Here is a 14,422-nt window from a genome sequence, read left to right as displayed (position 1 = left end):
GATTAACTAGGTGCATTCCACCCGAATGCAGCCGGCAAGTCAAGTTTTTTTTCGAACATTTCCCCTGACGGGGTCTGTCCCCGACGTGCTTGTCCCCGACGTGCTGAGGTCGGGGACAGACCAAATGATCTGGGGACTGTCCCCGGGGAATGATCTGGGGACTGTCCCCGGGGAATGGTCCCCGGGGAATGGTGTGCCGCTGAGACGTCAGAACAGAACCTTGGAAGATCCGTATTGTCCTGAGCAGCGAAACGGACTAGAATCTATACTTCGTGGTGCAGTTCTATAACGGGTCTCCGAGGCCTCGTTGATCAATCGCCGGGGCAACGATTGATTTGAAACCGACGAGCTGTCGCCTGATTGCGTCGGCGTTGTCTGACTGCACATTCTCAACGATTTCATGGCATCATCATGCCCAGTGGCGACTTTGAGTTGCGTATTGCCCTTCGTTTGGTCGCCATCGCGGTGTGCTGCATCGTTCCATTCGGCGCCCCCGCCGGAGCCCAGATCAACCTGAGCATCGATATCGAGAAGGCACCGTTTGAATACTCTCAAACGGCCGCCGACAATCGGGTCAGCCGACTGGTCAACAAGTTGAACGCCAAAACGATTCAGCTGGAATACTCACGCGAAACCGGCTATCTGCGGTCTCTTCTGCGTGCACTTGAGATCCCGGAGTCGTCGCAAACATTGGTGTTCTCCAAGACAAGTATGCAGGTGCGTTACATCTCACGCCGCAACCCGCGTGCGATCTATTTCAACGACGATACCTACGTGGGATGGGTCCGGGGCAGTTCCTTAATGGAGATCTCAACGGCGGATCCCAAACTGGGTACCGCGTTTTACACCGTTGACATGATGCCATGGCGTGCCAAGGTCGAGCAGGCCTACTATGACTGTCTGGCTTGTCATGCGACCTCCATGACACAGGGCGTTCCGGGCCACACCGTTCGCAGCGTGTATCCGGAGGTTGACGGAAGCGTGGCTTCGCAGCGTGAGTCATTCATCACCGACCACACCAGCCCATTCTCGCAACGGTGGGGCGGATGGTATGTGACGGGGAGACACGGGGAGATGCGTCACATGGGCAATACTTTTCTTCGCGGCGGCCAATTGGACACTCGCGAAAATGGGAATCGGTTGAGTTTGTGGGACGACTTTGAGACACACGATTACCTTTCTCCGTACAGCGACATCGTTGCGCTGATGGTTTTGGAGCACCAGACGCAAATGCACAACGCGATCACACAGGCGGATTTTTCGCTGCGTCAGCTGATGCACCAAGGTGAAGGAACCGCCGAACGTAGCGACGAGGCGGCCGAATGGAATGCCCAACTTCGGTTGATCGCCAAACCGGTCGTCGATTATGCGCTGTTCTGTGATGAGGCGCCACTGTCCGACCCGGTCAATGGTTCGGTCATTTTTGCTGAGGAATTTGGTCAACGCGGGCCGGTGGACAGTCGTGGCCGTTCGCTCCGGGACTTCGATTTGCAGACCCGCATGTTCAAATACCCGTGCAGCTACTTGATCTATTCTCCGGCCTTCGATTCGATGCAGAAGCCACTCAAGGAGGAAGTGATGCGTCAGTTGTTGGCCGTCCTGAAGGGCGAAAACCAAGATGATGCGTACCGGCACCTGGATGCCCAAACACGGGCTGACACGCTAGCGATTTTACGTGAAACCAAGCCTGATCTGTTTCGCTGAAACGCTGACAGGTAGCTGGAGATTCGGTGATCAGCCGAACTGTTCCACATCGATGGCCGATCAGTGGCGGTCCCCAAGCGATTTCTGAAGGCAGAAGACCTATAGACGCATGGTCCCTATATGCCCCACTCGCCCCTGCCTGCCCTCTCTCCCCCTGCTTCCATCATGCTCCAGCCTCGTGGATTGTCGGGGTGGATTGCCCGGGGTCTGTCCCCGGTGGGATCTGTCCGTCGGGGTGGATTGTCCGGGGTCTGTCCCCGGGATTGTCCGTCCGGGTGGTCCCCGGGATTGTCCGGGGTCTGTCCCCGGTGGGTTGGGATTGGGGATTGGGGTCTGTCCCCGGGTGGATGGGGTCTGTCCCCGGGTGGATTGGGTCTCGGGTGGATTGGTGGATGGGGTCTGTCCCCGGGTGGATGGGGTCTGTCCCCGGGTGGATGGCCTAGATCGCGGGGCGTTTTGGGGAGTGTCGCGACTGCGGGAACGACGCTTCGGGAGTTGGAGCGGGGGTTGGATCTTGCCGTGGCCGCTTCGGCTGCCTGGCTCGGGTGGGCACTGGGGATGTGCCGGTTGGCGGGCAGTGGGTTGGCGGGCGGTGGCACGGGAGTCATTCCCGGCCCAACTGGCAATCGCCAAAGTTGAGGTTGCCGCCGCTGATGATGACGGCGGTCGTTTGCCCGGCGAAACGCTCGGCGTGGTCGACCAGTCCGGCAAACGCGACCGCTCCTGACGGTTCGGCAACCAAGTGGGCGTCTTCGGCGATCGTTCGCATCGCCGACAAGATGTCTGCCTCCGAGACGAGGAACAGATCGTCGACGAATTCCTCAATGATCGGAAACGTCCGGTCACCGACTTGGGTACGCAGACCATCAGCGACGGTGTCATAGCGCGTTGGCGGTTGCGGCGATCCGGCCTTCAAGCTTCGCGCGGTGTCATCGGCAAGGGCCGGTTCAACGGCAAAGACTTTCACATCCGGCCGTAGCGTTTTGACGGCGACCAAAACCCCCGCCAACAGTCCTCCGCCGCCGACGGGCACGAGGATGGCATCGAGCCCGCTGATCTGCTCGAGCAACTCCAGTCCGACCGTCCCCTGCCCCGCCATCACCGCCGGCGTTTCAAAGGGATGCACCAGGATCGCACCGGTCCGCCGCTGCAACTCGGCGGCAGCCTGCTCACGCTGCTGCGTCGACGGGCCGCAAAAGACCGGCGCGACGCCAAAGGATTCGACCGCCGCAATTTTTTTAGGTGATGAGTCCTCGGGCATCACGATGAATGCCGGAATGCCTCGCAATCGTGCCGCACGGGCGATCGCGGCGGCATGGTTTCCGGACGAATGCGTCACGACGCCGCGCTCGGCCTCCTGATCGCTCAGACTCATCACCGCATTAACCGCACCGCGTGCTTTGAACGCGCCGACATGCTGCAGGTTCTCCGCCTTGAATGACACGTCACAGCCGAGCCGATCGGAGATCGCTTCGCAGCGGATCGCGGGTGTGCGGACGACGAAGTCCGCGATCCGTTGTTCGGCCGATCGAATGTCGCCGAGTGTGATCACCGGATGTCCGGTGGGGGATGACATGTGAGGTCCTTTTGTGAAGCAGACGGTTCTGCCAGCGGCCGATTGGTACACCGATGATGACAGGCTGGAAGCCTATCCCACTTGGATGACAGGCTGGAAGCCTGGCTCCGATTATTTCTGAATCGGCAACGTCAGTGTCAGTTCTTTACCGCCGCGTTGGACGGTGACATCGACGCGATCGCCAGCCCGCTTGGAGGTGACCACGTAGGTCAACAAGTCCTGTTCGCTGGACAGATCGGTGCGCCCATCGAACGACGTGATCACATCGCCCTCGCGAAATCCAGTTCGCTTGGCGGTTCCGTGGGGCCCGTATTTCCCCACTCGTTCGACGTGCAACGCCATGGATCCGTTTCCGCCCCCGCGGCGTTCGGCATCGGAATGGGTCGAGGGCTCGAGCACCATTCCGCCGGCAGCGATCCGACGCAGGCCCCACGTCGTCACGCGCCACGACAAGTCACTGGCGTGGCGCCAGTCCTTGGGGAATCGCAACTGCGCGGCAACCGCTGCCCCGTCGCGTTTGATTTCAACCGGCACCGCACCTCCGGCGGGATCGACGTTGTGCAACACCCACTGGATGTCCGCGATCGAAAGCATCGGTTGGCCATCGAGCGTTGTGATCACGTCGCCACTGCGAAGCCCTGCTCGAGAGGCGACCGAATCCGGCGTGACTTCCTTGACCGTCGCCATTTCGTTGGGATCCATGATCAATCCGACGGTCTTGGGATGCGGGTAAGGCCAAAGCACCTTGTCGGGAATCGGTTTGCTGTCGTGCCAGTAGTACTCGCGTTGGGCATCGCCGATCTGGTGACAGTGAATGCAACTTTTGACGACGTCGCCATCGTAGTTCAGGCTGTCGGTAAACTTGTCTTTCAGCGACGGATAGCGCTCGGGCGACGACACTTCCATCGGCCGACCGCGTTTGCCGGCCAACGCGTCTTTGACCTTGGCGCGATCGGCGTGCAGGTCCAGCGCCCCTTGAAGTGCTTTGGCGAGCCCCTTCAATGAGACGTCGCCCATCCATTCGGTGCGATGCGAACGCGTGCCGAATCGTCCATAGATCGTCTTGTCGGCGGCGAGAAAGAAGACGGCAAAGGATTGATCGGTGTCGTATTGGAACAGGTCCAAATCCAAACCGTTGGTCGCGACCTGGCGCACACAGACGAATTGTTCCAACAGCGGGCGGATCACCGGATCGGTATCGACCAATTCGTCGTCCAGTTTGACGCACTCGTGACACGGCAAACAACGCAACACGACGACGATCGGCTTGCCCGTCCTTTTGGCCTCTTCGAAAGCCCCCGGAATGTCGTTATAGATCCAGAAACCTTCCCTCTCGACCTTCTCTTTGTCGCCGCGAACGATTTCTTCGCGCGTCTGAGCGGTCAATACCGTTCCGAGGGCAAACAGTAGAATCAGTGACGAGACGGCTCGCATGGAAATCTGCCTGGGAGGTGAAGAGGGAAGATCGGTCGGGATGCGTTTTGCCCTAGTGTACCGCAACCACCACGCGAATACCTCCACGCGAAAACCTCCACGCGACCGTTCGTTCGTGGCATTCTTCTTGGAAACGGGACGCCGCCGCGGCGCAGGCAACGCCCGCTTTCCAGACATTCTGTCTACCAGAATTCGCCAATTCCTTTGCATCTGGTGGCGGGAACGGTTATCACTAGGTGCCGGGGGGATGGCTGGGTTGCCATCGGCCTGACCAATCGACGAATCAATGCGAGACGGAACCAAGAAGATGCAGCAGTTGTCCGAGGATGAGTTTCGTGCCGAGCTGAGGAAGTTCCGCGACGAGTTTGAACTGTTACGAACCGAAGTCGCCAAACGAATCGTCGGCCAGGAGCCGATCGTCGATGGCGTGTTGATTTCGATGATCGCGGGCGGTCATGTCTTGCTCGAAGGCGTCCCGGGCTTGGGAAAAACGCTGCTGGTGCGGACGCTCAGCGAAGTTTTGGAGGCACCATTCAGCCGGATCCAATTCACGCCCGATTTGATGCCGGCCGATCTGATCGGGACCAACATTTTGGTCGAAGGCGACAACGGCAAAAAGGAGTTCCAATTTCAGCGTGGCCCGCTGTTCTCCAACGTGGTCTTGGCGGATGAAATCAACCGGGCGACGCCGAAGACACAGTCCGCGCTGTTGGAAGCGATGCAGGAACACAGCGTGACGGTTGCGGGAACGTCGCACCAGCTCGAAGGCGTGTTCTTTGTGTTGGCAACCCAGAACCCGTTGGAGATGGAAGGCACGTATCCACTACCCGAAGCCCAGCTGGACCGGTTCCTGATGAAGCTGTTGGTTCCGTTTCCGACGACCGAGGAAATGGAAACGATCATGGACCGCACGACCGCCGGCGAAATCCCTCCGCCGGGCAAAGTCGTTTCGGGGGAGCGGGTGTTGCAGCTCCGCGATCTGTCGCGGCAGATTCCGATCGCCGATGAAGTGCGGCGTTATGCGATTTTGTTGGTGATGGGGACACACCCCGAACACGAAGCGGCGACGGCGATGGTACGACAGTTCGTGCGTTACGGCAGCAGCCCACGCGGTGCCCAAGCATTGATCTTGTGCGCCAAAATCAAAGCCGTCTTGGACGGCCGTTTCCATGTTTGCAAGGACGATTTGAAATCGGTCGCCCACGGCGTGTTGCGGCACCGGGTGATGCTGAATTTTGAAGGCCAGGCCGAAGGAATCGTCGTCGACAAGATCATCGACGATCTGCTGGAAAAAACCGGCCAGGAAGCGGCAATGGCGGGGTGATCGCCGATGACCAGGCGGAGCCTTGCCGACACCGCGTTCCCAGGCAGGAGCCCGGGAACGAGCATCTAGAATTTCAGCAGCACACGCCAACGTCGCCGATTCAGCCGCCGGCCCCTATCCATGTTCGATTCCGATTTTCTCAAGCAACTCGAATACCTGTCTCTGCTGAGCAAGCGGATGTTCCAGGGCCAACTGCTCGCGCAGCGACGGACGATGCAGACCGGCGGTGGGATCGAATTCTCTGATCACCGCGAGTACATGCACGGCGATGACCTACGTTACTTGGATTGGAATGTTTACGCCCGTCACGGCGATCTGTTGTTGAAACGGTTTCAGGAAGAAGAGGATTTGCACGTTTATCTACTGCTGGACGTGTCACAGAGCATGGAAGTGGACGAGACGTTTGCGACGGCGGAATCGGCCGACCCGCCAAAATTCAAACTGGCCCGGCAAATCGCCGCCGCGCTGGCATACATCGCGTTGGCCGATTTGGATCGCGTTTCGATCGTCGCCTATGCAGACGGGGTCAAGGTGGTGATGCCGCTGGTGCGAGGCAAGGATCAAATCTTGAGTGTGCTGCGATTCTTGGAAGGGTTGAAATGTCACGGTGAACGAACCGACCTGCGCCGGACCGTGGGCGAATTCGTCGGCCGCGCCCCTCGAACCGGACTGGCGGTCATCATCAGTGACCTGTTCGACCAAGACGGTTTCCGCGAAGGTGTCGACCGGCTGCGATACGCCCAGTTCGAACCACACGTGATTCAAATCCACACACGCCAGGAAGCGGACCCCAAGTTATTGGGCGATGTGCAGCTGGTCGATTGCGAAACGGGGACGGAGAAAAAAGTGACGGTCACCGAACGAAAACTGCGCCATTACAAACAGCTGTTCGAAACGTTTGTGCAAGACGTCGAAACGTACTGCCGAACCCACGGATTGGCCCACACCCGCACGACAACGGACGTTCCGTTTGACGCGGTGCTGTTGAAAATGATGCGTGCCGCGGCGGTGGGGTAACGGATGTCATTCGCTTCACCGGACAAATTGATTTGGCTGTTGGCGGCGTTGCCGATCATCGCCTTTTACATTCTCAAAACCCGGCTCAGACGACGACCGGTGTCGACGCTGCTGTTTTGGGACCAGGTGTTTGAACAGAAACGCCAACGATCGCTCTGGCAAAACCTGCGACACTGGATTTCATTGCTGCTGCAACTGGCTTTTGTCGGCCTGCTGGGGTTTGCGATCGCCGATCCGCTTTGGAATTCCCAGGAAGACACGGGGCAAGATCTGATCTTGGTGGTCGACAATTCCGCCAGCATGCGGGCGGTCGATCCGGCCACGGGGAACACTCGACTACAGGACGCGATCGAGCAGGCGTCGGACGTCGCCGGCACCCTGCGCTCGGGCGACAACATTGCCTTGATCACCGCCGGCGGCAGCGTCCGCGTCGTGGTCGGAATGTCGGATTTCGCCCCGACGGTTCAAGAAGCGTTGCTGGAAATCCAGCCGACCGATGGACCGACCCGGATCGGCGACGCGATCACGGCGGCGAGACGCTTGGCCGCCGATGACCAAAAACGCAGGATCGTGGTGTTCAGCGATGGCGGCGTTGCCGACCGTGATCTGTTGACCGACGCAGCACCGCAGCCGGCCTCCGATGCCAACGATGCGTCCAATGACGCGGCAGCCGAAGCGGCGGCGGAGCGACGGCGTTCACTGACCGGCGACGATGTCCGCTGGATGCAAGTCGGTACGTCGCAGGACAACCTCGCCATCACGACGTTCCAAGTCAGGCGTTCGACCGTCGATCCGATCGGCTATTCGCTGTTGGTTGAAGTCCATAACTTTTCTTCTCAGCCGGCCGAAACCCGGCTGACGCTCAAATTGGATGATGCGTTGGTGGACGTGATTCCGCTGGAAATCGAGGCCGAGGGTTCGTTTCGAAAACAAATCGACAGCACCTCCCGCGCCGGTGGCGTGCTGACGGGTGAACTGAAGTCCGACGACGTGCTGCAGGTTGACAACGTCGCCCGCGCGATCCTGCCCAACCGCCCCGAGATCCCCGTCAAACTGGTCGCCGGTGAAGATTCCGAGTCGTATTACTTGCGACGTGTTTTGGAATCGATTCCGTTGGTCCAGATTCTCCCATCCGATGCGGTCGGCCCGGAACCGGCGGCGCAGTTGACGGTGTTTGCCGGGACGGTTCCCGAGACCCTTCCCGAAGGTCCGGTGCTGTTGGTCGACATCCCCGAATCGGGCCCCGTTATCGGACCGGACGGGCAACCCGCATGGCGACTCGGTGAACAGGTCGAAAACCCGATCATTGCCAAACAAGAAAAACAGTCTCCGTTGCTGCGTCACGTCCAGTTGCAAAATGTGATTCTGGCCGGCGGTCGCGATCTGGAAGTCAGCGAAACACTGGGCACTCCGACGACGTTGTTGGAGACTGCCGGCGGTGATCGCGTGTGTGTGTCGATCGAACGGAGCGAGGGACGGATCTTGTTGCTCGCCTCGGATTTGGACACCAGCGATTTGCCGCTGCGGATCGCGTTTCCGGTGTTGATGACCAACGCGATGAATTGGTTCTTTCGTGAAACCGGCGAAATCCGTCCCGCGCTGGCGACGGGGCTGACCACGGAGGTTCCCTGGGATGTGGCCGAAGATTCCGAATCGGGCACCGCCAACCTGATCGCACCGACCGGTGAACGCACGCTGGTCACGGTGCAACGCAACAAAGTCAAATTGGGGCCGCTGCCGTCGGTCGGCGTGTACCGATTGACGACCAAAGACGTCTCCGAAACCGGCGACAGTGATTCTGGCGGCAGTGATACCGCTCCAATGGGCGTCGCCGATGACGCGAATTTAGTCGCCGTCAATCTTTCCGACGCCAACGAAAGCGATTTGCGTTTACCGGAGCTACCCGAAACGACGGCCGGCGAGTTACCGCCGGCCGGGCGTTCCCCGTGGTTTTATTTGATCGTCGCCGCGACCGGGTTGGTGATCGCCGAGTGGGCGCTGTTTCAGCGCAGGGTGGTCGCGTAGCGTCGTGACTTGGTGACGGATGTGACGATCCGGTTGACGTTTGCGGTTGTCCCGTTTCGACGCTTTCCGGACCGAGTTGCAGGAACGTTCGCATTCGGCTTGTACCGGCTGTCAGGGTTGGTTCGGCCGCGACGAAATCAGACGGATCATCGCCAGAATCGGCCGATTACCTCCATAGCCTTCCGCACGCGCCCAAGCGTGCACGCGCACCGGCGCAAGCACATCGCGACGAACGCAATGTGCCCAGCGGGGATGCGGCGGAGGCGATGGGATGAACAAGGATGTGAGTCCCTGGACGTTGTGACGCGGGTCGACGATTCCGGTCACGGTGAAGTGCGCGACAATGGAGTGACGCAATGCACGAGAGGAAACAACAGCTTCCGGTCCGATCCAAACGGTTCGGTTCGCGTTCAATGACCATCGACTGCGGTGGCATCATTGCGATCGTCGCGATCCTTTGCAGCGCGGGTTGTGTGGCAGATGCGATTCGATCGACATGGCAGCCCTACGGGGCGATGACGAAGCGCACGTCGATCAAGATGCGGGCGACCAAACAAGCGCGTCAGGTCTGGGAACAGAACTACCAAAGCCAATACGCGTCGTCTCCCTGCGCTGACGATGTCAAATCGGGATACATCGCGGCGTACGTGGAAACAGCGATGGGGATGGGGCAATGTCCGCCACCGGTGCCTACCCGGCGACTGTTGAGCGGGGACGCGATTCACCAAACCTATCCGGCGGCCGTGCCTTGGTACCAGGGATACAGTTTCGGTCACGCCGACGCGGTCGTACGGGGTGTCGATCGCTGGCGTCTTGCGCCCTTGAACCCCGATTTGGCGATGGCGATGTGTTCCTGCAGCCCCGTCGCCCATGACGTTCCGCACGACCTGCCAGAATCCTACGAACTGATTCCCCAAGACGCAACGGAAACGGCTCCAGAACCGGCGGCTGAAATAGAAGTTGAGCCGCTTCCGATCCCCGATGAACTCCCTGCGGCAAACCCCGAGTTCCTGTAAACGCGCGGTGGTCGAGCTTGGAGCGGAACGGATTCCACTCGCAGGCGTAACGACGGCGACAAATATAAAAATCGACGCCGCATCCCGCCGGATGCCGCGTCGTTAATGTTCGAGCATTTTCTTCAGAATCCCGTTTCGGCAAGGATGCCAAAAATGGACCGCAACATTCGTCAATTCGTGACACTTTGGTCGCTTTCCCTTTGCGCATTGCTGGCCATCCTCAACACCGGGTGCACGTCGGTTCTCTCGCCGGTCACGGGGATCCCTGTTTTTGACTTGCCCGATGCATTGTTGGGGGTGCCGAAAAGCGAACAGGTCCCGGTTCCGGTGGTGTTGCTCGCCCGTCCCCACGAAGAGAAATACTTGTTGGGGGAAGGCGACATTTTGAGCGTCTACATCGATGGCGTGCTGCCGTTTTCGGCCCCCAACAGCCCCCCGACGCCTCCGCCGGTCAACATGCCTTCGGACCAGTCGTTCTTGAAACCGTCCATCGGGTATCCGATTCCGGTGCAGGAAGGTGGCCTGGTCACGTTACCGTTGCTGGCTCCGTTCAATGTCAGTGGTTTGACACTCGAACAGGCACGCGACGAGATCTCACGACGCTACCGGGACGAAGAAATCCTGCCGCCGGGAGTGAATTATCCCGTGGTGTCGTTGATGCAACGCCGGTCTCATACGGTAACCGTGATCCGCTTCAACGCACAGACCGCGGTCGGATCCGATGGCACGGCCGCCGGCTACACGATCGATTTGCCCGAGCGACGCAACGACGTGCTCAATGCATTGATGGAGTCCGGCGGACTACCCGGATTCAATGAACGCAACGAAGTCGTAATCTACAAGACCTCTCAAATCCCCGCCGAACGGCGCAATGAATTGATGAGCCAACTGCTGGCGCAACCTTGTGGTGCGGGATCGCATCCGCAGGGACTGCACTTCGATCACGAAGTTTTTGCAACCGATGCGAATTGCATTGCCTACGACAACCAGCTACTGGAAAAGCAATTCATCATCCGGATCCCGTTGCGCTATTACCCCGGACAGATGCCGCATATCCGTCCCTCGGACGTAACGCTGCAAACCGGCGACATCGTGATGGTCGAATCCAGAGAGACCGAATTGTTCTACACCGGCGGGCTGCTCGGCGGAGGCCAGTTTCCGCTGCCGCGAGATTACGACCTGGACGTGTTGGGAGCGATTGCATTGGCCGGCCAGGGAATCGTGTCGTCCAATACGCGTGGCGGTGGCGGTGGCGGACTCATCCAAGGCATCGGCGGGGCCAGCCCCACACAGTTGTACATCATTCGCAAGCTGCCTTGCGGACGGACTTACAACATTGCCGTCGACTTGCAGGTCGCGATGAACAACTCGCGAGAGAACATCCTGGTCCAACCCGGCGACACCCTGATCCTGCGGTACAAACCCCAGGAAGAACTCGTGAATTTTGGAATCGGAACTTTCTTCACCTTCGGGATTCGCGAACTGTTCCAAGACTAACCCGAGGTCAGAAAACTGCTATAGTTGACGCGGTCGCGACACCCTCTTTCGCTCCGGGGAAACGTTTCCGTGCAGTGGTCTGATTTCACTTGGTTGTACCTGTTGATTCCGGCAGTGCCGTTTTTGATTTGGTATCACCTCCGCTCCTTGAGTGACTTTCCGGTTTGGCAAAAACGCGTCTCGCTGGCGTTGCGAATCGTCGTGCTGGGACTGTTGGCCGCGGCGTTGGCCGGGCCGGTGTTGATGCGGGAAACCGATCGACAAATGGTCGTGTTCGCGATCGACCGCAGCGAGAGCATCGACCAGGCGGCGCGCGATCAAACCAATACCTTTCTCGCTCAGGCGATCCAGGCCGCCGAGCAGGCCGATGTCGACGTTCGTTTTTTGGAGTTTGATCGCGAGCCGAGGAGTTTGCGGGACGAGTGGACGGTCGGGAGCGAGCCGACTGAAGGACCAGAAGAACACGATTCCGTCGCGGAATCCGACGACGCGGCGGACGACGCCACCGCGACCACTGACGCGGCTGCAAACACCGACGACAGTCACGCGGAAGCCACATCACCGGGACAAGACGCGGACGCGCAGCCGACTGATGAGCAGCAGACTGACGCGCAGCAGAATGATGGTGCGGACCCTGATCCGGCTCGTCGCGGGACCGATCTGGAAGCGGCCGTGCGGACCGCGATCGCTTCGATGCCGCCGTCTCGGGTTCGCCGGGTCGTGTTGCTGTCCGATGGAAACGCGACCGGTGGGGGCGACGTGATCGCCGCGGCAGCCGAGGGCGGTGTGCCGATCTGGACCGTGCCCTTGCCATCACGCAGCGACCCCGAAGTCCAATTGACGCGCGTCGACGCGCCGACCCAAGTCCGTCAAGGGCAACCGTTTTTTGTCGAAGTGATCGTCAGCAGCAATCGTGACACCGAAGGGTACATCGATCTGTATCGCGGCGACATTCAGATCGGCGACGAGGAACCCAAGCCGGTGAAGATCAAGAAGGGCGAGAACACGTTTCGCTTCCGACAAACCGTCTTGGGCAAGCGACAAGAATCCTTTGCCGCCCGACTGCGTGGGTTTGACGACACGTTGCTGGACAACAACGCGGCCGAAACAGTCGTGTACGCCCAGGGACGACCGCGTGTCTTGCTGGTCGATCCCGATCTGGACCAAACCGATTCGCTGCGTTGGGCACTGGACGAACAATCGATCGACGTGGAAGTTCGACCGCCCGAGGGCATCCCGAGTGATCTGACCGAAATTCAAGGCTACGAGTGTCTGGTGCTGTCCAACGTTCCCGCGACGGCGATGTCGATGCGGCAAATGGACTTGATCCGCATCTACGTGAAAGAACTCGGCGGCGGGCTGGTGATGCTCGGCGGCGACCAGTCGTTCGGCTTGGGAGGTTACTACCGAACGCAGGTCGAAGAGATTCTGCCGGTCCGTAGTAACTTCGAAAAGGAACGCGAAAAACCATCACTGGCGATGATGCTGGTGATCGATAAGAGCGGATCGATGGGCGGCCAAAAGATCGAGCTTGCCAAAGACGCGGCGCGGGCTGCGGTTGAATTGCTCGGGCCCCGCGATGCGATCGGCGTGATCGCATTCGACGGATCGGCCTACACCGTTTCCGAACTCCGCTCGACCTCCGACAAGGGTCAAATCATCGACGCGATCAGCACCATCGAAGCGTCCGGCGGCACCAACATGTACCCCGGCATGATCGACGCCCTCGACGCCTTGCGTGGGGCGACGGCGAAACTGAAACACGTGATCTTGATGACCGACGGCGTTTCCTCACCGGGCGATTTCCAAGGCGCCGCCTCGGACATGTCCGCCAATCGAATCACGCTGTCCACCGTCGCTCTCGGACAAGGTGCCAGTGAAGATCTGCTGGAGGAATTGGCGCAGATCGGTGGCGGGCGTTACTACTTTTGTGATTCGCCCGACGCGGTGCCGCAGGTGTTCGCCAAGGAAACCGTGGAAGCGAGCAAGTCGGCGATCAACGAGTTGCCCTTTACGGCGCAGCTGGTCCGTCCGACCGCGGTGTTGGAGGGAATCGATCTGGAGTTGTCACCGCTGTTGCTCGGCTATGTCGTGACGCGTCCGAAACCGACCGCGGAATTTATTCTCGCCAGCGAAGCCGGTGACCCCTTGTTGGCGTGGTGGCGTTACGGATTGGGCATGTCCGTGGCATTCACCAGTGATGCCAAGAACCGCTGGGCGGGTGAATGGCTGGCGTGGCCGGATTTCGGTCCGTTTTGGGCGCAAATCATTCGTCACGCGATGCGCAAGGATGACAACCGCGGCGTGTTTGTCGATGTCCGTCGAGAAGGGGAGACGACATTCGTGTCACTCGATTCGGTAGACCAGAACGGCGCGTTCATCGAGAACGCGACGACGGAGTTGACGATGATCGATCCCGGTCTGGCGCGACAAAAGCTGGCGATGCGCCAAACCGCGCCGGGACGTTTCGAAGCCGAAATCAAGACCGACCGACGTGGCGCGTACCATTTGGATCTGGCACAGACGCGGCAATCCGGTTCCACGCAACGATCCTCGCGAGGCATCTCGGTCGGCTACAGCGATGAATTGAGATTGCTGCCCACCGCAACGTCGACGCTGGAGCGGATAGCCACGGTCAGCGGCGGACGTTTTGATCCGACGCCCGAATCGATCGCCGAGCGGATCGACGCGACGGCCCGCGAACCAATGCCACTGTGGCCCTGGTTGTTGATGATCGCGATGTCGATTTTCGTGGCCGACGTCGCGCTGCGCCGGATCGAATTATCCAGGTAAGGCGTCGCCAAACGGGGTGTTGCTTGTTAGCGGCAG

General features: G+C 59.7%; 10 protein-coding genes. 7 read left to right on the top strand and 3 right to left on the bottom strand.

Annotated elements, in window-relative coordinates:
* Positions 1 to 411: 411 nt before the first annotated feature.
* The gene (locus tag Enr13x_RS13700; protein ID WP_231744273.1) at positions 412 to 1,704 is read left to right on the top strand and encodes a hypothetical protein; all 1,293 of its coding nucleotides are present in this window, start codon (positions 412 to 414) and stop codon (positions 1,702 to 1,704) included.
* Between the two features lie 604 nt (positions 1,705 to 2,308).
* On the opposite strand, the gene Enr13x_RS13690 is transcribed toward Enr13x_RS13700, so the two are convergent.
* Together Enr13x_RS13690 and Enr13x_RS13685 are read right to left on the bottom strand one after the other, a co-directional pair.
* Positions 2,309 to 3,280 carry a threonine ammonia-lyase gene (locus tag Enr13x_RS13690; RefSeq protein WP_145386841.1) on the bottom strand — a complete coding sequence of 324 codons (972 nt, stop codon included), beginning with the start codon at positions 3,278 to 3,280 and terminating at the stop codon, positions 2,309 to 2,311.
* Between the two features lie 111 nt (positions 3,281 to 3,391).
* Positions 3,392 to 4,714: a Trx7/PDZ domain-containing (seleno)protein gene (locus Enr13x_RS13685; protein ID WP_145386839.1), complete on the bottom strand. Its 1,323-nt coding sequence runs from the start codon at positions 4,712 to 4,714 to the stop codon at positions 3,392 to 3,394.
* A gap of 307 nt (positions 4,715 to 5,021) precedes the next feature.
* Here Enr13x_RS13685 and Enr13x_RS13680 point away from each other — a divergent pair, with 307 nt between their 5' ends.
* From Enr13x_RS13680 to Enr13x_RS13670, 3 genes are all read left to right on the top strand, one after another.
* The gene (locus tag Enr13x_RS13680; RefSeq protein ID WP_145392309.1) at positions 5,022 to 6,038 is read left to right on the top strand and encodes an AAA family ATPase; all 1,017 of its coding nucleotides are present in this window, start codon (positions 5,022 to 5,024) and stop codon (positions 6,036 to 6,038) included.
* A gap of 120 nt (positions 6,039 to 6,158) precedes the next feature.
* The gene (locus Enr13x_RS13675) at positions 6,159 to 7,055 is read left to right on the top strand and encodes a DUF58 domain-containing protein (RefSeq protein ID WP_145386837.1); all 897 of its coding nucleotides are present in this window, start codon (positions 6,159 to 6,161) and stop codon (positions 7,053 to 7,055) included.
* 3 nt (positions 7,056 to 7,058) lie between these two features.
* The gene (locus tag Enr13x_RS13670; protein ID WP_145386835.1) at positions 7,059 to 9,080 is read left to right on the top strand and encodes a vWA domain-containing protein; all 2,022 of its coding nucleotides are present in this window, start codon (positions 7,059 to 7,061) and stop codon (positions 9,078 to 9,080) included.
* 111 nt (positions 9,081 to 9,191) lie between these two features.
* On the opposite strand, the gene Enr13x_RS13665 is transcribed toward Enr13x_RS13670, so the two are convergent.
* On the bottom strand, positions 9,192 to 9,437 hold the full coding sequence (locus tag Enr13x_RS13665) for a hypothetical protein (protein ID WP_145386833.1): 246 nt from the start codon (positions 9,435 to 9,437) through the stop codon (positions 9,192 to 9,194).
* On the opposite strand from Enr13x_RS13665, the gene Enr13x_RS13660 reads away from it, so the two are divergent.
* From Enr13x_RS13660 to Enr13x_RS13650, 3 genes are all read left to right on the top strand, one after another.
* A complete protein-coding gene (locus tag Enr13x_RS13660; RefSeq protein ID WP_145386832.1) occupies positions 9,437 to 10,096 on the top strand; it encodes a hypothetical protein in 660 nt (219 codons plus the stop codon). The genes Enr13x_RS13665 and Enr13x_RS13660 overlap by 1 nt on opposite strands.
* A 153-nt stretch (positions 10,097 to 10,249) precedes the next feature.
* Positions 10,250 to 11,593, top strand: a complete 1,344-nt coding sequence (locus Enr13x_RS13655; protein WP_145386830.1) for a polysaccharide biosynthesis/export family protein — start codon at positions 10,250 to 10,252, stop codon at positions 11,591 to 11,593.
* Between the two features lie 69 nt (positions 11,594 to 11,662).
* On the top strand, positions 11,663 to 14,386 hold the full coding sequence (locus Enr13x_RS13650) for a VWA domain-containing protein (RefSeq protein ID WP_231744272.1): 2,724 nt from the start codon (positions 11,663 to 11,665) through the stop codon (positions 14,384 to 14,386).
* The last annotated feature ends 36 nt before the right edge of the window (positions 14,387 to 14,422 follow it).

The organism is Stieleria neptunia (genome assembly GCF_007754155.1).
Taxonomy (GTDB): Bacteria; Planctomycetota; Planctomycetia; order Pirellulales; family Pirellulaceae; genus Stieleria; species Stieleria neptunia.
The sequence above is the reverse complement of the archived record's forward strand: the minus strand, read 5'-3'. Positions and strand labels throughout refer to the sequence as shown.